Origin of the sequence: Bifidobacterium sp. ESL0775 (assembly GCF_029395475.1) — a bacterium.
Taxonomy (GTDB): Bacteria; Actinomycetota; Actinomycetes; order Actinomycetales; family Bifidobacteriaceae; genus Bifidobacterium.
On record NZ_CP113917.1, the window covers coordinates 1,965,310 to 1,982,977 of the forward strand.

At 59.2% G+C, this 17,668-nt stretch carries 16 protein-coding genes and 1 tRNA gene; 1 reads left to right on the plus strand and 16 read right to left on the minus strand.

From position 1 onward, the window contains the following. Positions 1-185: 185 nt before the first annotated feature. The 12 genes from rplA to dapE all read right to left on the minus strand — a co-directional run bounded on the left by rplA (position 186) and on the right by dapE (position 13,104). Positions 186-881 carry a 50S ribosomal protein L1 gene (gene rplA, locus OZX73_RS07640; protein WP_277149065.1) on the minus strand — a complete coding sequence of 232 codons (696 nt, stop codon included), beginning with the start codon at positions 879-881 and terminating at the stop codon, positions 186-188. Between the two features lie 14 nt (positions 882-895). Next, on the minus strand, positions 896-1,324 hold the full coding sequence (rplK, locus tag OZX73_RS07645; protein ID WP_277149067.1) for a 50S ribosomal protein L11: 429 nt from the start codon (positions 1,322-1,324) through the stop codon (positions 896-898). 416 nt (positions 1,325-1,740) lie between these two features. Further along, positions 1,741-2,652, minus strand: a complete 912-nt coding sequence (nusG, locus tag OZX73_RS07650; RefSeq protein WP_277149069.1) for a transcription termination/antitermination protein NusG — start codon at positions 2,650-2,652, stop codon at positions 1,741-1,743. 30 nt (positions 2,653-2,682) lie between these two features. Next, positions 2,683-2,910, minus strand: coding sequence for a preprotein translocase subunit SecE (gene secE / locus OZX73_RS07655; protein ID WP_277149071.1), 228 nt, complete (start codon positions 2,908-2,910; stop codon positions 2,683-2,685). A 29-nt stretch (positions 2,911-2,939) separates the two neighbouring features. After that, positions 2,940-3,015: transfer RNA gene (locus OZX73_RS07660), tRNA-Trp, on the minus strand. Between the two features lie 171 nt (positions 3,016-3,186). Further along, complete coding sequence (locus OZX73_RS07665; protein WP_277149073.1) at positions 3,187-4,392, minus strand: pyridoxal phosphate-dependent aminotransferase; 1,206 nt, start codon at positions 4,390-4,392, stop codon at positions 3,187-3,189. A 266-nt stretch (positions 4,393-4,658) separates the two neighbouring features. Next, positions 4,659-5,801 (minus strand): glutamate 5-kinase, encoded by a 1,143-nt coding sequence (proB, locus tag OZX73_RS07670; RefSeq protein WP_277149075.1) that lies wholly within the window; start codon positions 5,799-5,801, stop codon positions 4,659-4,661. A 58-nt stretch (positions 5,802-5,859) separates the two neighbouring features. Then, positions 5,860-7,572, minus strand: coding sequence for a GTPase ObgE (obgE, locus tag OZX73_RS07675; RefSeq protein ID WP_277149077.1), 1,713 nt, complete (start codon positions 7,570-7,572; stop codon positions 5,860-5,862). Positions 7,573-7,743: 171 nt separating this feature from the next. Next, a complete protein-coding gene (rpmA, locus tag OZX73_RS07680; RefSeq protein ID WP_277149079.1) occupies positions 7,744-7,995 on the minus strand; it encodes a 50S ribosomal protein L27 in 252 nt (83 codons plus the stop codon). Positions 7,996-8,037: 42 nt separating this feature from the next. After that, positions 8,038-8,346: a 50S ribosomal protein L21 gene (gene rplU / locus OZX73_RS07685; RefSeq protein ID WP_277143582.1), complete on the minus strand. Its 309-nt coding sequence runs from the start codon at positions 8,344-8,346 to the stop codon at positions 8,038-8,040. Positions 8,347-8,555: 209 nt separating this feature from the next. Continuing rightward, the gene (locus OZX73_RS07690) at positions 8,556-11,654 is read right to left on the minus strand and encodes an Rne/Rng family ribonuclease (protein ID WP_277149082.1); all 3,099 of its coding nucleotides are present in this window, start codon (positions 11,652-11,654) and stop codon (positions 8,556-8,558) included. Between the two features lie 262 nt (positions 11,655-11,916). Further along, the gene (gene dapE, locus OZX73_RS07695; protein WP_277149083.1) at positions 11,917-13,104 is read right to left on the minus strand and encodes a succinyl-diaminopimelate desuccinylase; all 1,188 of its coding nucleotides are present in this window, start codon (positions 13,102-13,104) and stop codon (positions 11,917-11,919) included. A gap of 117 nt (positions 13,105-13,221) precedes the next feature. Between dapE and OZX73_RS07700 the strand changes: the two genes are divergently transcribed. Then, complete coding sequence (locus tag OZX73_RS07700) at positions 13,222-14,163, plus strand: AEC family transporter (RefSeq protein ID WP_277149085.1); 942 nt, start codon at positions 13,222-13,224, stop codon at positions 14,161-14,163. A 127-nt stretch (positions 14,164-14,290) separates the two neighbouring features. On the opposite strand, the gene OZX73_RS07705 is transcribed toward OZX73_RS07700, so the two are convergent. The 4 genes from OZX73_RS07705 to thrB form a co-directional block, all read right to left on the minus strand. Continuing rightward, positions 14,291-15,778, minus strand: a complete 1,488-nt coding sequence (locus OZX73_RS07705; protein ID WP_277149087.1) for a Maf family protein — start codon at positions 15,776-15,778, stop codon at positions 14,291-14,293. A 133-nt stretch (positions 15,779-15,911) separates the two neighbouring features. Next, on the minus strand, positions 15,912-16,190 hold the full coding sequence (locus tag OZX73_RS07710) for a type II toxin-antitoxin system YafQ family toxin (protein ID WP_277149089.1): 279 nt from the start codon (positions 16,188-16,190) through the stop codon (positions 15,912-15,914). Beyond that, the gene (locus OZX73_RS07715; protein WP_277149091.1) at positions 16,183-16,449 is read right to left on the minus strand and encodes a type II toxin-antitoxin system RelB/DinJ family antitoxin; all 267 of its coding nucleotides are present in this window, start codon (positions 16,447-16,449) and stop codon (positions 16,183-16,185) included. Before OZX73_RS07715 ends, OZX73_RS07710 begins: the two co-directional genes overlap by 8 nt. A 118-nt stretch (positions 16,450-16,567) precedes the next feature. Further along, a complete protein-coding gene (gene thrB / locus OZX73_RS07720; protein WP_277150969.1) occupies positions 16,568-17,644 on the minus strand; it encodes a homoserine kinase in 1,077 nt (358 codons plus the stop codon). Positions 17,645-17,668: the final 24 nt, after the last annotated feature.

The following is a 17,668-nucleotide window of genomic DNA, read 5'->3' on the forward strand; positions in this document are numbered from 1 at the left end:
ATTTTTATGAAAAATCAAGATTTCTTGATATGGCGTCCACAGAAAACGCATTAAAAGCCGGCGCGACCAATCAGCCGAACCTGCAAGCATCGCATCCACAACCCGCAAAATCAAAGTTGCCCGGCACCTCTTGCGAAGTACCGGGCAACTGTTAATCAACTACGCTTTAAAACGCGTCACACGCCTCAGGAAAGCGGGGCGAGATCCAGCGGAACGCCGGGGCCCATCGTCGAGGTGAGCGTCGCCTTGGAGATGTAGCGGCCCTTCACGGTGGAAGGACGCAGACGCTTAATCTCGTTGGCAACGGCCTGGAAGTTCTCTTCCAGAGCCTTCTGGTCGAAGGACTTCTTGCCGATGATGAACGACAGGTTGCCGTTCTTGTCGACGCGGAACTCGATCTTGCCACCCTTGATGTCCTTGACGGCCTTGGCCACATCCATGGTCACGGTGCCGGTCTTCGGGTTCGGCATGAGGCCACGGGGGCCGAGCACGCGGCCCAAACGGCCGACCTTGCCCATCATGTCGGGAGTGGCGACCACGGCATCGAAGTCGAGGAAGCCGCCCTGCACCTTGGCGACCATGTCGTCGTCGCCGACCAGGTCAGCGCCGGCTTCAGCGGCTTCGGTGGCCTTCGGACCACGTGCGAACACGAGGACCGTTGCGGTCTTGCCGGTGCCGTTGGGCAGGTTGACCACGCCACGGACCAGCTGGTCCGCCTTGCGCGGGTCGACACCCAAGCGGTAGGTGGCTTCGATGGTCTCATCGAAACCGCGCTCAGGCATGCTCTTCAGCAGAGCAATAGCTTCGGAAGCGGTGTACAGATTGCTGCCGTCGACCTTCTCGGCCGATTCACGATATTTCTTGGAATGCTTGTTAGCCATCTGTTTATCCTCCCTCAGCCTTCGACCGTGATACCCATCGAACGGGCGGTGCCCGCGATGATCTTCATTCCGGCCTCGACGTCGCGAGCGGACAGATCGGCCATCTTCGTCTCGGCGATCTCACGGACCTGAGCCGAAGTGACAGAACCGACCTTGTGGGTCAGCGGGTTGTCGGTGCCCTTCTTGATACCGGCGGCCTTGAGCAGAAGCGCTGCGGCTGGCGGGGTCTTAAGGATGTAATCGAAGGAACGATCCTCATAGACGGTGATTTCGACAGGGATGACCTGTCCCATCTTGTCTTTCGTCGCTTCGTTGTAGGACTTGCAGAAGTCCATGATGTTGACGCCATGCGAACCGAGGGCAGGACCGAGCGGCGGGGCAGGATTGGCCTTGCCGGCCTCGATCTGCAGCTTGATCAGCGCAGTGACCTTTTTCTTAGCCATGGAAATGGCTCCTTTTCGTTGTCCGTGCGGTAATGACGGTCGCCCACGACACCTTGCGATATATCAGGTTCCAGCCATCTCAGTTTGTTGCTTTTCTTGCGAAAACAACAGACCAGACTACGGCAAAACCTTGGTATATCAAGTGTCACGGGTCTCCTCCCGCAACTGATATTGCTGTGCTGTGCTAGCGGGTCTCCCCTCCAGACACAAGCCTTTCTATTATTCCAAGTAAGCCCGACAAAATGTTCCGATCTTTATCCGACAAATCGCATCATTCCTACGCTATTGAATCGACTTAAGCGCCCAACTATGGTGCAAATGACAATTTGTAATGACAAGAATGAATGAACCATACAAAACAAGAATGCCGCAGACCTTGCGACCTGCGGCATCATCGAAAAACTAAACGAAGCGAATCAGACGATCTTCTCGACCTGGCTGAAACCCAGCTCGACCGGCGTATCACGGCCGAAGATGGAGACCAGGACGGTGAGCTTCTGCGTGGTGGGCTCGACGTCGGAAACCGCGCCGGCCATCGTGGCGAATGGTCCGTCGATAACGGTGACCTGATCGCCGACCTTGTAGGAGACCTCGACGGTGCGCTTCTTGGCAGCGGCAGGCTTATCGCCCGCCTCCTTCAACGCCTGGGAAGCAATCATCGGAGCCATCATCTTGACGACTTCCTTGCGGCTCAACGGCGCGGGCTCCTTGGTGGGGCCTACGAAACCGGTGACACCTTCCGTCTCGCGGACGATGCGGCGGGCGTTCTCGTCGGGCCACATGCGGATGAGCACGTAACCGGGCACGCGCACGCGGGTGACGACCTTCTTGCCCTTGTCGGTATGCTTCTCAACCTCTTCCATCGGCACTTCGATCTGGAAGATCTGGTCTTCGAGGCCATAGCTCTGGATACGGGACTCGACGTTGGCCTTCACACGCTTCTCATAGCCGGAATAGGTGTGGAGCACATACCACTTGCCATCCAAGCCACGCAGGCTCTTGGAGAACTCTTCGACCGCTTTGGCGCCGATGTCGTCAGCGTCCTCGCCCTCGGCGTCCGCCGAAGTGGCGTCGGCAGGCGTTTCGGAAGCCGTATCTGTTGCCTCAGCGGCTTTTTCAGACGTACCATCGGCCGCCTGTGAATCCTCAGCGGAAGCCGTATCTGCGGCGGAATCGTCAGAAGCCTTATCGGCGTTGCCCTCGGTCCCGATGTCAGCGACCGCATCCTGCGCAGCGCTATCAACGCCATCAGCAACGGCCGCAGACTGATTGTCGTCCGGCAAATCAGGCAATGCGTCCAAGCCTTCGAGATTTACTTCATTATCCATGCTGTCAGTCACCTTTAAAATCGTTTACGCTCAGCCGAAGATCCAGAGGGTCAGTCTGCCGAGACCAAAGTCCATCGCCGTGACGAGGACCATCAACAACACCACGAAAATGAACACGGCGATCGACCAGCCGGCCAGCTCCTTGGCGCTCGGCGTGACGACCTTGCGCAGCTCATCGATAACCTGCTTGATGAACAAGCCGATGCGCATGAAAATGTTCGGCTTGACGCTCTTTTCAGCTTCCTGTGCCTTCGCCATATCCGTCCTTCGTTTGGCTTGTGATTACTTGGCAGGGAAGGCGGGACTCGAACCCACAACCTACGGTTTTGGAGACCGTTGCGCTACCAATTGCGCCACTTCCCTAGGTGAACTCTGTCCACGATACTCGAAGCACGAGACCATGCGACATAAACCGCCGAGGAAATAGTCTAACCGCAAATCCGGTTTTCGTCCACTCCGTATGTCGCGCGGAAGATGCGGTATCGGGCATAAAAAGAACGTTCGGATTCAGCCAGTCGCGTGAACCAGTGGATTTCAGCCGACCCACTCTTTGAAGCGGCGCATGCCTTCGGCCAGATCTTCGTCTGCGAGCGCATACGAGAAACGCAGGAAGCCGGGGGCGCCGAACCCTTCTCCGGGGACGGCCGCGACATGGGCTTCCTCAAGGAGCAATGTGGCCAGTTCGGAGGAGGTCTTGGCAACCGTTCCGTTCTTGCCGAGCGGACGGTTCAACAGCGCTGTGACATCGGGAAGCGCATAGAACGCGCCTTTGGGCGTGCGACAGGTGACGCCATCGACGGCGTTGAGACCGGCGACGATGGCCTTGCGGCGCTTGTCGAAGGCCTTGCGCATCGTGGCGACCGCGTCAAGCGAGCCGGAAACCGCCGTAAGCGCGGCCTGCTGGCAGACATCGGCGACGTTCGAAGTCATGTGGCCTTGCAGCTTTGCCGCAGCCTTCGCCGCTGGAACGGGGGCGATCAGCCAGCCGACACGCCAGCCGGTCATGGCGTAGGTCTTGGCCACACCGTTCATGACGATAAGCTGGTCGCGCACTTCCGGTACGACGGCACCGATATATGCGGTTTTTTCGCCGTCATAGGTCAGGTGCTCGTAGATCTCGTCGCTTAAGACCCAAACGTGGTGTTCCACGGCCCACTCGCCCACGGCACGCACCGTCTTCTCGCTCCAGACCGCACCGGTCGGGTTCGAGGGAGTGTTGACGAACATGGCTTTGGTACGTGGCGTGCGTGCTGCCTCAAGCGCCTCGACTGTTGGCTCGAAACCGTTTTCGGCACCGCTGAAAACTGTGACGGGCTTGCCACCGGCCAGCTTCACGGCCTCGGGATACGTCGTCCAATAGGGAGCGGGAATGATGACCTCGTCGCCGGGATTGATGAGTATCTGCAGCGCCTCATAAACAGCCTGCTTGCCGCCGTTGGTCACCACGACCTGGTCGGGTGAGACCTCGTAGCCGGAGTCACGCAGGGTCTTCGCGGCAACAGCCTTACGCAGCGGCGGCAGACCCGGTGTCGGGGTGTAACGATGATTCTTCGGGTCGCGACACGCCGCGGCGGCCGCGTCGACGATGTAATCGGGAGTAGGGAAATTAGGCTCGCCAGCGCCGAAACCGATGACGTCGACGCCGCTTGCTTTCATCGCCTTCGCCTTGGAATCCACGGCCAACGTGGCACTCGGCGCCACACAATTGATACGGTCACTCAACGTCTGCCACTCTGCCATTTTTATCTCCCGCAAACTCGTTGATAATTTCCAACTTAAGACTAGACCGCAGTGGCGAATTGGCTAGGCGGATGTGCGTATAACGGAATTAGAGCACATTTCGCATAATTATTGCCACAAGCGTTATATAAAAAACGCCAATCGCGTCTATTCCCACATTCTGTGATTAACAACCAAAGATAGTCAACCATTCTCGATTTTGTATTACATCGAGTTTTGTGGATGGACTGTCAACTATTCCTTTAAGAAAATACCCGATGAAGCGGCTACAGCAGGACCAGATTGTCGCGATGGACCAGCGGATGGGCATATTCCTCGCCAAGCAGGCGCTTGAGCTGGGAGGTGTCGCGGCCGAGGGTGTGCGGAATCTCGTCGGAATCGAAGCTCGACAGGCCTTTGGCGATATGCTTGCCACCTTCGTCATCAATCCAAACCGGATCGCCGGCGGAGAAATCGCCATGTACCTCCAATACGCCGGCTGACAACAGACTGGCCTTGCCTCCGAGCACCGCTTTGATGGCGCCTTTGTCTCCAACCAACGAACCACGCGGATTCGCCGCGAAACCGATCCACAGACGACGTGAGGAATCGCGGTGGGCTGTCGGCGCGAAAGCCGTTCCTGTGGGTTTTCCTTTCAGAGCGTCTGCAATATTATTGGCGCTGGTAAGCACGACGGGAATGCCGGAATTGACCGCTATACGCGCAGCCTCAAGCTTGGTGACCATTCCGCCACTGCCGACACCCGACGAACTGCCGCCAACCGAAACCTTATCCAGAATCTCGTCGACGTCCGGCACGAAACCAATTCGCTTGGCGTCAGGCGTGGAAGGCGGAGCGGTATAGAGGCCATCGACGTCGGTGAGCAAAACCAACGCGTCGGCACGCACCAGATTGGCGACCAACGTGGAAAGATGGTCGTTGTCGCCGAAACGGATCTCGTTGGTCGCCAGCGCGTCGTTTTCGTTGACGATGGGCACCACGTTGAGGTCGAGCAGACGCCGCAGCGTGCGTTGGGCGTTGCGATAGCGCGAAGAACGCATCGTGTCGTCGGCTGTCAGAAGAATCTGGCCGACACGCACGCCGTAACGCGCGAAACCGGTCTCATAATGCTGCATCAGCACACCTTGGCCCACCGAAGCCGCAGCCTGCTGTGTCGAGACGTCGTCTGGCCTCGCGTCGAATCCCAACGGGCCGAAGCCCGCGGCGATGGCGCCGGACGAGACCAACACCAAGCGAGTCCCGTTTTTGGTGTGCTGTGCCAAAACCTCAACCAGCGCGCCGACCTTGTCCGTATCCAAATGGCCGGAAGGCTTGGTCAATGAGCTGGAGCCGACTTTGACCACGATGGTCCGAGCGTTCGCCACGGCAGCACGTACCTTTTCTTCCGTCTGCGTTTGAGTTTCCGACATTTTCCCTGCCACGCCTCGTGATTATTCTTCTACTGCTCGAAGGATCGCCGTGCGAACCTTATTTTTCGCCGGTTTCCGGCTCGCTGTTGTCATCATCAAACTCATGGCCGCCAAGAATCGCGTGCTCGTCGTGGCGGTCGTCGTCAACGCTTGGATCGGCCCAGTGGCCGGCGGAACGTTCCTGGCGCATCGCCTCGCGCACGGCGGTTTTGGCATCCATCATCTCGTGGTACTGGCGACGACGCTCGGCGTTGGTGCGGCGTCGGACTCGGTTGCCGTCGGCACCGTCATCCAAACGCAGATCCTTGCCTCGGGCACCCAGCTGGGCGCCGTCAAGCATTTCCGCGCCGGCGGCGATGGTCGGGTCCCAATCAAAGGCGACCGCGTTCTCGCCCTTGCCGATACGAACCTCATCGCCGGGTTTGGCTCCATGGCGACGCAATTCGTCCTCCACGCCCAAACCGGCCAAACGATCGGCGAGATAGCCTACGGCCTCGTCGTTGTCGAAATTGGTCTGGCGCACCCAGCGTTCCGGCTTCGCGCCGGTGACGGTGAACCACACCGTTCCCCTGCGGTTGCTTTCACGCTCAACCTTGAAATCAAGCGAGGTGCCACGTTCGTCATCGGAACGACGGCGGCGACGCGCCGTCTGCTCCAACGGCTTGATGACCACGCGTTCCTCGTCACGTTCGGCTTCCTCTTTGGCCAGCTTCACGCGTAGTTCGGTGACCATCTTGCCCAGAGCGAAGCCAAGCTCCTTCAAGCCCTCATGCGAGGCGGTGGAGACGATGAACGTCTTGAGCCCCATCTTCTCGAACTCGGGGCGCACGAACTCCGCCAATTCCTTGGCCTCGGGTACATCGGCCTTGTTGAGGATGATGACGCGCGGGCGTTCAGGGATCGGAATGACGCCGAGCGGCAGCTTGAGCTGGGCTGCGTATTTCGCCAGTTCCTCTTCCAGCGCGTGGTAGTCGGAAATCGGGTCGCGGTCCGGCTCGAGTGTGGCGCAATCGATGACGTGCGCGATGATTTCGGTGCGTTCGATATGGCGCAGGAACTCAAGGCCGAGCCCCTTACCTTCGGAGGCTCCTGGAATAAGCCCCGGCACATCGGCAATGGTATAGCGGTATTCCTCAAGACTGACCACGCCGAGGTTCGGCACCAGCGTGGTGAACGGGTAATCGGCGATTTTCGGCTTGGCCGAGCTCATCGCGGCGATCAGGCTGGACTTGCCTGCCGACGGGAAGCCCACCAAAGCAACGTCCGCGATCGACTTGAGTTCAAGTATTACATCACGTTCCTCACCTGGCTCACCTAGCAACGCGAATCCGGGAGCACGACGCGTCTTATTGGCCAGCGCGGCGTTGCCCAAACCGCCCATGCCGCCTGCAGCGGCGAAGAACCTGTCACCGACGTGGCGCAAATCGGCCAGCTCACGGCCGGGGTGCTTGGCCTTGCCTTGCGCGCCTTTGGCCTCGAAAATCACGGTTCCCGGCGGGACGGGCAGCACCACATCGGCGCCTTTCGAGCCGTCCTTGGTATCGCCCAGACCCATCGTGCCGCTTTCGGCCTTGCGATGCGGGACAAAACGATAATCCAAAAGGTTGTTGGCGTTTGCGTCGGCCACGAAGATGACGGAACCGCCATCCCCGCCGTTGCCGCCATTCGGGCCGGCCAGCGGCTTGTATTTCTCGCGCTTGACGCCCGCGGACCCATTGCCGCCATCCCCGCCCCTGACGTGGACGGTCACTCTATCTACAAAGTCTGTCATATTTCCTTACCTTACCGGTGGGTATTCATCTTCCCATATCCCCACCACGAGCCGCAGGATTATCGTTTTGGGCAGAAGTCGGCGTGGCTATATGGATTATTAAGACATGCAAAGAGGTCGCACCCGTGCGGGTACGACCTCTTTGATAAAAGCTAGTTAAGCTCGACTATCTCACTCGGAGACTACGTCGACGACCTTGCGATCGCGGCGAACACCGAACTTCACGTTGCCGTCGGACAGCGCGAACAAGGTGTGATCCTTGCCGGTGCCGACGTTCTGGCCGGCGTGGAACTTGGTGCCACGCTGACGAACGATGATGTTGCCGGCGACGACAGGCTCGCCACCGAACTTCTTCACGCCGAGGTATTGCGCGCTTGAATCGCGACCGTTGCGGGAAGCGGATGCGCCCTTCTTATGTGCCATTGTCTGTTCCTTTCAGTCTTTAAAACTTTCCGTTTCCTAAAATCAGGCGATCGCCGTGATCTTGATGACGGAAAGCGGCTGACGATGACCCTTGCGACGGGCGACACCAGTCTTGTTCTTGAACTTCTGAATGTTGATCTTCGGACCCTTGGCCTCATCGTCAACGACTTCAGCCTTGACGGAAACCTTGGCAAGATCCTTGGCGGCGAGCGTCACCTTGGCGCCGTCGACCACGAGCGCGACCGGGAACTCCACGGTATCGCCCTTCTTCGCATTGAGACGGTTGACCAGGATGACGTCACCGACCTCGACCTTTTCCTGATGGCCACCGGCCTTCACAATCGCGTACATATCTCGTTCCTTGCTATTTCGAAAGCTAAACTGCCCAGCACGTCTTCGACTTCCACGGCCAGACACCAGTCTTTTAGAGTACACCGACCCACGTACTAACGTCAACCAATATTAACGGCATGTCGGTACGTTGCGGACGACGCGGGGTGTTGTGTTCCCGATTTCACAAAAGAACAGGCAAAGCGGAATCAGGAACGCGGTTGATTCTTTCAGTCCTTGTCAACCGAGGACTCAGAGGACGAATCCGAATCGGACTCCTCTTCCTTTTCCTCATCGTTGGCCGCCACCGCAGCCGCGGCGATCTGCGCCAGCTTGGCCTTGACCGCCGGGCTGGAGCCCTTCGGGGCCTGCACTTCGGGGGCGCTGCCGTGTCCATGCTTGTTGGTGTGGACGAACGGGTCGCCGCCCTTCATGGCGTACGGATCGGCGTAATCGGCAGAAATCGTGGGTTCGTCATGGAGGATGAAACCGCGGCCCTTGCAAGTCGGGCATTCCTCGGAGAACGCCTCCACCAAACCCTGGCCGATACGCTTGCGGGTCATCTGCACGAGGCCCAGCGAGGTGACCTCGGCCACCTGATGCTTGGTACGGTCGCGCGCGAGGCACTCGACCAAACGCCGCAAGACGAGGTCGCGGTTGGCGGGCATCACCATGTCGACGTAATCAATCATGATCATGCCGCCGATGTCGCGCAGGCGCAGCTGACGCGCGATCTCTTCCGACGCCTCAAGGTTGCAACGGGTGACCGTCTCCTCGAGCGACTTGCCTTTGCCGATGAACCGGCCGGTGTTGACGTCGATGGTGGTCATGGCCTCGGTGCGGTCGATGACGATCGAACCGCCGCTGGGGAGGTAGACCTGACGTTCCATGCCCTTGCGCAGCTGGGAGTCGATCTGCCACTTGTCGAAGACATCCTTGCCCTGATGCTCCTCAGGATCCCACTTTTCAAGGCGGTCCTTCAAATCGGGGGCCATGGTGTCGAGGTATTCCTCGATGCGCTCGTAGACCTTGTCGCCTTCGACGATGAGCTTGGAGAAGTCGTCGTTGAAGATGTCGCGCACCACGCGGATGGCGACGTCGGGCTCGCCCTGCAGAAGCTTCGCACGCTTGCCGTTGTGATAGAGCTTGCGCTTGTCCTCGATCTTGCTCCACTGGCGCTTGAGGTTTTCGAGGTCCTTCTTCAACGCGTCCTCGCTGGCACCGTCAGCTGCCGTACGGATGATGACGCCCATGTCCTTCGGGGCGATCTTGGCGACGATGGACTTGAGCCTGCCGCGTTCGCGTTCCGGTAGCTTGCGGCTCACGCCGGTCATGCCGCCTGAGGGAACGAGCACGAGGAAGCGACCCGCGAGCGTGACCTGCGAGGTCAGGCGTGCGCCCTTGTGGCCGATCGGATCCTTGGTGACCTGCACGAGCACCGGATCGCCAGACTTGAAGGCGAGTTCGATGCGTCGCGGCTGGCCTTCGAGGCGCGTGGCGTCCCAGTTGACCTCGCCGGCGTAAAGCACGCCGTTGCGCGGCTGGCCGATGTCGACAAACGCGGCCTCCATGCTGGGCAGCACGTTCTGCACGCGGCCCAGATAGATGTTGCCGACGGTGGCGACCTCTTGGATATCGGAAACGTAGTGCTCGACGAGCACGTTATCTTCGATGACGGAAATCTGAGTATGCTGACCCTTTTCGCGCACGACCATCAGGCGGTCGACGTTCTCGCGACGGGCGAGGAAGTCCTGCTCGATCAGCTGGTTCTGGCGGCTGCGTTCACGGCGGTTGTCGCGGCGGCGCTGTTTCTTGGCCTCGAGACGCGTGGAACCTTCGATATCGGTGATTTCGTCGATATATTGCTGTTTGCGCGAACGACGGGAAGTTGAACGAGACGACGAATCACGCCCGCTCTCGCTTTCCTCGCCCTTGGAACCACGATGACGGCGGCGACGACGGGTCAGCGGCTGGTCGTCACTGTCTTCATCGGATTCGCGCCTGCGACGGCGACGGGTTTCACCACGGCCTGACGAATCCTCGTCACGCTCATTGTGCGATCCACGCCCACGGTTGCCACGGCTTTCGTTCTCGTCTTCCTCGGCCTCGTCATCCTCGCGTTCGCCACGGCTGGACCCGCGTCCACCGCGGGTGCGACGCGAGCCACGATCGTTTGAACGTTCACTTCCGCGGCCTCGACGCGACCGTGAAGCGGACTGTTCGGCCTCGACATCGTCGATGGGACGGTAGGTGATGTCGTCGTCCTCAAGGTCTTCCTCGATCTGTTCGACCTCATCGGCGGCATGGCGTTCCTCGGCGTTGAGTCTGCGGCGGCGATGGGTGCGGCGCTCGGCGTGTTCGGCAGCCTCTTCGTCATAGATATCATCGTCATCATCGCGGCGCGAGCGACGAGAGGAATGACGTGGAGAGTCCTCCTCATAGTCGCGTTCGTTTGCCCGGCCGCGTCTGGAACCGGACCTGCCGCCACGTTCCTCACGTGCCTCATCCGAATCCTCGTCGGCCCGCTCGGCATCGCGACGCGAATGGGAACCGCGGGAGGAACGACGGGAACCGCGCTGCGGACGATGCTCGTCATCCTCGTCATCGTCCTTGCCACGCGAACGGCCAGAACGGCGGGTATCTGCCGTCTCTTCTTGCTCCTCATCTCCCGGAAGCACCGGCTCGCGGAACAGCAATGAGGTCATCGGACGCGGCGTATGGTGGCTTTCATGGCCTTTTGGAAGTCCTTCGACGGCATCGAGAACACGGTCCTCGGTAGCCTCGATCTTGGATTCCGCGTCATCGTCATGTGAGGGTGCGGAACTTTTGGACACGCCGCGCGAACGCGAACGGGTGGTGCGACGATCGCGGTTCGATGCCGCGTTCTCGTCATCCTTGCCGCTTCTCGCGCTCCTACGACGTGAAGGGGAATCTTCATCGGATTCTTCGTCATCACGAACACGGCTGCGCGTGCGGGTCCTTTTCGTCGTGGAGGAACCGCGCGAAGCCGACGTGGATTTCCGCGTCCTGCCAGTTCCGATTTTCGGCGTTTCGTCGGAAGAACCGTCCTCATCGGACGCTTTCCCGGCGATTTCCGCCGCTTTGGCACTTTCGCGCTCCTCGACCTTCAATGCCACGTCGGCACCGGCCGCGCCCGCGCCACGGACTACACGGCGACGGACGACACGGCGACGGGTGGTGGACTCGGCATCGCCCGAAGAAGCGGATGCGGATGCAGAAGAAGATGAATTGGTATCGTTTAATTTGGCGTCGTCGACTTGGTCGACCCCGCCTCGGGTTGCTCTGGGCACAATGCTCCTTGACGACATGCTGCAACCATGTCGGCTTATCCGGCCGTCTACGGCTCTCACACCGCGCTCTCACCGCGGCCGCGCAACGGTTGCGCTCGTAGCCGGCATTCTAAAAGTCATACGTTCACGACGGCGGACACCGGCACTTGCGGATTGACACGCGAGGGGATCAACGCCAACGGAATTCGGCAACTTGCAGAATTACCAACTTTTATTATACGTCCTGCACGCGCCATTGCGGACAGAATTATCATATTGGCCGCAAATTCGACACCAAATGTCAGCGCAGCCAGTCCTCGAGGACGTCAGCCATAAGCGTGAGCTGGCTTTCCGGGATCTGCTCGTCGGCCTTGTGGGCCAAAAGCGGCGAACCCGCGCCCAGATTGACGGCAGGAACGCCGATGGACGAGAATCGGGCGACGTCGGTCCAGCCGAGCTTGGCCTGCGGAGCCAGTCCCGTCTTCTCCTCGACCAACTTGGCCAGGGAACGCGCGAGCGGGGCGTCCATGCCCGGGCGGGCGGACGGCGATTCATCCTTCATCTCGATGTCAAAGCCCTCGAACATGCCACCAGTGGCCTTGTGCTCACCGTTGCCCATTTCCGCCCCCGCGTCGGCACCCATCATCAACGCCTTGGCGGTGGGCAGATCCTTGTCGGGCGCGAAACGGTAATTGACATGCACACGACACTCGTCAGGAATGACGTTGGTGCCCTTGCCACCGGAAATCAAAGTGGCGTTGACTCCTTCGCGGTAGGTCAGGCCGTCCACTTCGACGTCCTTGGGAACGTAAGAGGCAAGCCGGTCCAAGACTTCGGCGGCCTTGTGAATGGCGTTCTCGCCCATCCAGGCGCGTGCGGAATGGGCGGCGACACCGTGGGTGACGACATCGAAGCGCATGGTGCCGTTGCAACCGCCTTCGATGCCGCAATCCGTGGGCTCGCCGATGATGGCGAAATCTCCTTGTATCCAATCAGGATGGGCCTTCGCCACTTTACCGAGGCCGTTTTTTTCGGCTGTCACTTCCTCGTGGTCATAGAAAACGTAAGTGAGGTCGTATTTCGGGTCCGTCATCGTCGCCGCGAGATAAAGCATCACAGCGTCGCTGGCCTTCATATCCGTCGCCCCACGGCCGAACATCACACGTTCGCCGGGATTCGCTTTCGCCACGTCCTCGCGGATGCGCTTGTCGCCCGGTTCAAGCCAGACCGGTGGGAAATTGTCGATGACCGGAACCGTGTCAAGGTGGCCGGCAAGCACGACCCGCTGCGAGCGCCCGAGCGAGGTCGAGGCGACAACCGTGTCGCCTATGCGATGAATCGTCAGATGCGGCTGCTGGCGCAGGAACGCCTCGACCTCGTCGGTGAGCGCCGTCTCATCGTCGGAGACGGAATACGACTTCATCAATGTTTCGAACAGACCGCTTAACGCTGCTTCGCGCGTGCCACCTTGCTTTATCGTCAAACTCATTCTTTCATCCTAGCTTGGACGATACACGTTGTGAGATTGGTCTTCACAAATTAGGGATAATGAGGCACTATATTAGGGTAAGCGTGGTTTATTCGACCACTCAAAGGGAGAGATTTCATGGGCTTGCTGAGCGCGATGCAGGGATTCGTGGTCATCGCCATCATCATCGGAACCGGATACGTCGCGGCGCGCTTCAACATCGGCGGGTCCACGGCGCAGATGGTCCTGAACCGTTACGCCTTCTTCGTCACCAACCCGTTTTTGATGTTCGCAATCCTTTCCAAAGAGCCGATCATGGAGATCTTCCACCCTTCGATTTTCGTCGCGTTCTTCTCGGCGCTGGCCGTGGGCGTGATCTTCCTGATCCTGAACAAGATGTTCTTCCACATGGGCCCGGCCGACGCGACGGTGGGCGCGCTCAACTCGCTTTACCTGAATTCGAACAACATCGGCCTGCCAATCGCCACCTACATTCTGGGCAACCCCGCGCTGGTCGCGCCGATTCTGGTGATGCAGCAGGCGATTTTCACGCCCATCGCACTGACGGTTTTGGACTACACGACCACCGGCAAGATGTCAGTCAAGAAGGCGCTGATGCAGCCCTTGCACCAGCCGTTGCTCATCGGCTCGCTCGGCGGGATCCTGGTCTCGGCCATCAGCGCATGGATCGGCTTCTACCCGATTCCGAAATTCATCTACGACCCGGTCAACATGATCGGGCAGGCGGCGGTGCCGATGATCCTGATGGCGTTCGGCATGTCGCTGCACGGCACACGCCCGATGCAGAACAAAAGCTCGCGCTCGGCGGTCATCGCGGTCACCGTTCTGAAGAACGTCGTGATGCCATTCATCGCCTTTTTGATCGCGTTCTTCATCATGGGCTTCCGCGGCAAGGTGCTTTACGCCTGCGTCGTGCTCGCGGCGCTGCCCGCCGGCCAGAACGTCTACAATTACGCGGCCCGCTACAATGTCGGCATGGCCTTCGCCCGTGACGGCGTGCTGATCTCGACGGTTTCCAGCCCCATCGTCATCGCCATCATCGCCGCGATTCTGAGTTGAAAACCGTGGGAATCGCTTTTGATGATTGCGGTTTTCTATATTTTATTCTTGTTTGACATCAAAAAAAACAGCTAAAACGTGAATACTTCATAGCTGCTTAATGTAATACATATTAAACACAGGACCTTTATTTATCGCGGTAATCGTTGGCCAGGATGTTGAGGCGTTCGACAAAATGGGGCCAATCGGCGTTCATCGCGGTCAAGAGCTTGCGCTTGGGCACCTCTTCAATCGGAATCCAGGCGATCTCCATGCTTTCGTCGTCATTGGGATGCGGATTGACCTCGCGGCCCGGCTTCTCGAAGGCGAAAACCGTGGTGTAGGCCCACGGGCCATGCTCCTCGCGATGCGTGCCGACGACCTCGATATCCTCCGGGGTGATGTTGGCCTCCTCGTAGCTTTCGCGCAACGCGCCCTCGATCGGGCTTTCGCCGTCCGCGAGCGCACCACCGGGGATGCCCCACGTGCCGCCTTCCGCGCTCCACATCGCGCGATGCTGCATGACGACGTCGGTGACCGCTCCGGTTTCCTCGCTGCGACGGGCGAGTAACACTCCGGCAGCACCGTTCAGGCCCCAATGGCGACGTCCGCAAGCGCACTGGACCCATCCGTCGCCGGGCTGGTGGACGTTGTCTTTCGGCGGCACCACCGACGCGGCCTGCGCCTTGGCGGTAGCGGTCTTGGTTTTGGCAGGTCCGGCCGAAAGCGATCTGGCATCAGCTTCCAGTTTCACCGCGGCCACCTTACCGAGGCCGACGTTCCACAGATCCGTCCACGCCACGCCCATTTTCCCAACCATGCGGCGCAACAGCGGCAGGCTCAGGCCGAGCACACCGCTCGGATCGCCGTCGATGCCATCGATGAAGGCGCCGCCAAGGCCTTCCAGCGTGAAGCAGCCCGCCACTTCCAGCGGCTCGCCGGACGCGATATAGGCCTCGATGTCGCGATCGGAATAATCACCGAAACGCACTGTGGCATGGCTGGAGGCCAGCTCCTGGCGGCCGGTGGCGAAATCGATGAGGCAATGGCCGGTCCACAACTCCCCTGACTTGCCACGCATCGCGCTCAGACGTTCGCGCGCGATTTCCGGCGTGTGCGGCTTACCCAACGCGACGTCATCGAAAAGAAACATGGAATCGCAACCGATGATCAGCGGGCCGACTTTGGCGTTCGTGAACCCGGGATGTTCGGCCAAAGCCTCTTTCATCAGTTCGGCCTCGACTGGAACGGCGACGTCTGAAAAATCGCGGGTTATCGTCGTCACATCGCCATTCGCGGGCTTCGTATTCGATTGGGACGCGGCCTGGGTCTCAGAATCATCATTCATTCCGGCCTCAAGCGGATAGGCGGTCACCTGCTCGCCGCTGGCGTCGCGAGCGGCCTCGGCGACCTGCCGATACGCCCGATAGACGCTCTGCGCCTTGGCCTGAGCGAGAATCATCACGCGCTGCTCGCAGCTCAGATCACCGACCGCGATGCCACGGGCTTTCGCCTCGGCGGCGACGGCGGCTGGCTCATCGACGTGCGAGACGTGGATAGTCGGGCTGATGCCAGCGGCATTGAGCACATTGCGCCGCGAAGGCGATTGCGAGGCAAGAATCAGCGGAATCGACATAACACTCCAAACATTGGCCGGCACAACCGGCATAGAACGTATCCACGTCTACCCTACCCAAATTTCGCACGAAATGTCAGGGCAAACCATATCAATGCGGGAAATCGAGGGCACTACCGCCAAATAAAATAATTCAGAACGTATCATCATGACCTGAAGTACTCATCAGGGTCAGCACAAGCCGCTTTTTCTCACGTCGATAAACCAGAAGCCAATCACCTTCGATATGCAATTCATGGTAACCGCGATAATTTCCCTTGAGCTGGTGGTCCCGGTATTGGCGCGTCAACTGAGACAAGTCATACACCCTTAAATCATCAAGAACCCGATACAGCTTTCGCAAATCATAGTGTTTCTTTTTAAGACGTTTCACATCCTTGATGAATTTACCGGTGTATTCGAACTCATACATTGTCGATAATCCGTTTCATGGCTTCGGCATCGCCCGCATAATACACCGGAGAGGCTTCAGCCTCGGCGATGTCCCGTTCCAGCGGAGTGAGGCTCGCGCGGAAAGGCAAACCACCATCACGCACAGACTGAGCCAGAAACATATTAATCGCGGTGCCCATGTCGAGACCCAGCTTGTCAAACAGCTCCGTTGCCTGATCCTTAAGGCTCTTTCTTGTCCTGATCTGAATACGCGAGATATCTTGTACAGCTTGTGCCATGTTGACTCCTTTATAGCAGATTTATACACAATACTGCTTTATTATAGTCATATTTGAGCCATTTTGGCTCTCTAAAGTCAAAACATTCGCGCCTTGAATACTTTCAAACCCTCAAACTTCATCCTTCAAGCTCGACCTGGACGCCTTGGGAGCTGACGGGGAGATGGAGGACGCGCCAGTGGCCGCCCTCGAGTTGGGTGGCGGCGGTTTCATCGATTCGGGCGGAGGCATCGCCGTAATGCAATACCAAGACGCAGGGGCCGGCTCCGGAAACTGCGGCGGCGAAACCCTTGGCACGCAACGTCTCGATGAGCTTCCAGGATGGGGCCATCAGCCCTTTGCGGTAGAGCTGGTGCAACCTGTCCTGCGTGGCGGCGAACAGCAAGGCGTTGGAACGGGAGGCTGAATCGCCATCGCCTGCGCCAGATCCATCTCCAGCTTTTTCCCGTTCGCCGCTCGACTTGGCCGCCAGAATCTGCGGGTTCATCGCAGCAGGGAGCAACGCCACACGCGAGACATTGAACACCGCATCCTTATAGGGCAACTTGCGTGGCAGGGCTTCGCGCGCCTTTTGTGTTGACAGTTCGAAATCGGGCACGAAAACGGCAGCGGTCATGGCCTCGGCCACCGGGTAATTGACCGTATGGAAACCAGCACGCAACGGCTCGCCGCCGGGGATTCCCACGGATCCCACGCCTTCGGCTGTCTCGAAATTCCATGAGACCGTGAGTCCTCCATAAACCGCGGGAGCCACATTGTCGGGATGCCCCTCGATGGAGGCGGCCATTTGGAAAATCGTCTCGCGATTGAGATCAGCGTCGCCTTGGGCGAAGGCGGCAGCCGCCGCGATGCCGGCGACGATGGCCTCGGCTGATGAACCCATGCCGCGGGCCTGGGGAATGTTGTTTTGCGCTTCCAAAGTGAAGCCGAAGCGGCGCAGGCCAAACGCCTCGCAAGCGCGACGGAATGTGGAGACCACCAAATGCGTCTCGTCGCGGGGCAACGTGTCCTCGCCCTCGCCGTGAATGATTACTTTGACGCTGGTATCTGAGTCATCATCAGTAACGTCTGTATTGAGCTTGAAGGTGAGCTCGTCGTGATAATCCAACGCCAAGCCGACGGTGTCGAAACCGGAACCGAGGTTCGCGCTCGTGGCCGGAACCCGCACCTTGACCTGCTTTGCCTTCGGCAACATTGACGCCATAGCCATCTCCTCGTC

What these genes read in the sequence shown, in the direction of transcription:
- rplA (WP_277149065.1), bottom strand. Translation starts at nt 881, where the DNA reads ATGGCTAACAAGCATTCCAAGAAATATCGTGAATCGGCCGAGAAGGTC.
- rplK (WP_277149067.1), bottom strand. Translation starts at nt 1,324, where the DNA reads ATGGCTAAGAAAAAGGTCACTGCGCTGATCAAGCTGCAGATCGAGGCC.
- nusG (WP_277149069.1), bottom strand. Translation starts at nt 2,652, where the DNA reads ATGGATAATGAAGTAAATCTCGAAGGCTTGGACGCATTGCCTGATTTG.
- secE (WP_277149071.1), bottom strand. Translation starts at nt 2,910, where the DNA reads ATGGCGAAGGCACAGGAAGCTGAAAAGAGCGTCAAGCCGAACATTTTC.
- OZX73_RS07665 (WP_277149073.1), bottom strand. Translation starts at nt 4,392, where the DNA reads ATGGCAGAGTGGCAGACGTTGAGTGACCGTATCAATTGTGTGGCGCCG.
- proB (WP_277149075.1), bottom strand. Translation starts at nt 5,801, where the DNA reads ATGTCGGAAACTCAAACGCAGACGGAAGAAAAGGTACGTGCTGCCGTG.
- obgE (WP_277149077.1), bottom strand. Translation starts at nt 7,572, where the DNA reads ATGACAGACTTTGTAGATAGAGTGACCGTCCACGTCAGGGGCGGGGAT.
- rpmA (WP_277149079.1), bottom strand. Translation starts at nt 7,995, where the DNA reads ATGGCACATAAGAAGGGCGCATCCGCTTCCCGCAACGGTCGCGATTCA.
- rplU (WP_277143582.1), bottom strand. Translation starts at nt 8,346, where the DNA reads ATGTACGCGATTGTGAAGGCCGGTGGCCATCAGGAAAAGGTCGAGGTC.
- OZX73_RS07690 (WP_277149082.1), bottom strand. Translation starts at nt 11,654, where the DNA reads ATGTCGTCAAGGAGCATTGTGCCCAGAGCAACCCGAGGCGGGGTCGAC.
- dapE (WP_277149083.1), bottom strand. Translation starts at nt 13,104, where the DNA reads ATGAGTTTGACGATAAAGCAAGGTGGCACGCGCGAAGCAGCGTTAAGC.
- OZX73_RS07700 (WP_277149085.1), top strand. Translation starts at nt 13,222, where the DNA reads ATGGGCTTGCTGAGCGCGATGCAGGGATTCGTGGTCATCGCCATCATC.
- OZX73_RS07705 (WP_277149087.1), bottom strand. Translation starts at nt 15,778, where the DNA reads ATGTCGATTCCGCTGATTCTTGCCTCGCAATCGCCTTCGCGGCGCAAT.
- OZX73_RS07710 (WP_277149089.1), bottom strand. Translation starts at nt 16,190, where the DNA reads ATGTATGAGTTCGAATACACCGGTAAATTCATCAAGGATGTGAAACGT.
- OZX73_RS07715 (WP_277149091.1), bottom strand. Translation starts at nt 16,449, where the DNA reads ATGGCACAAGCTGTACAAGATATCTCGCGTATTCAGATCAGGACAAGA.
- thrB (WP_277150969.1), bottom strand. Translation starts at nt 17,644, where the DNA reads ATGTTGCCGAAGGCAAAGCAGGTCAAGGTGCGGGTTCCGGCCACGAGC.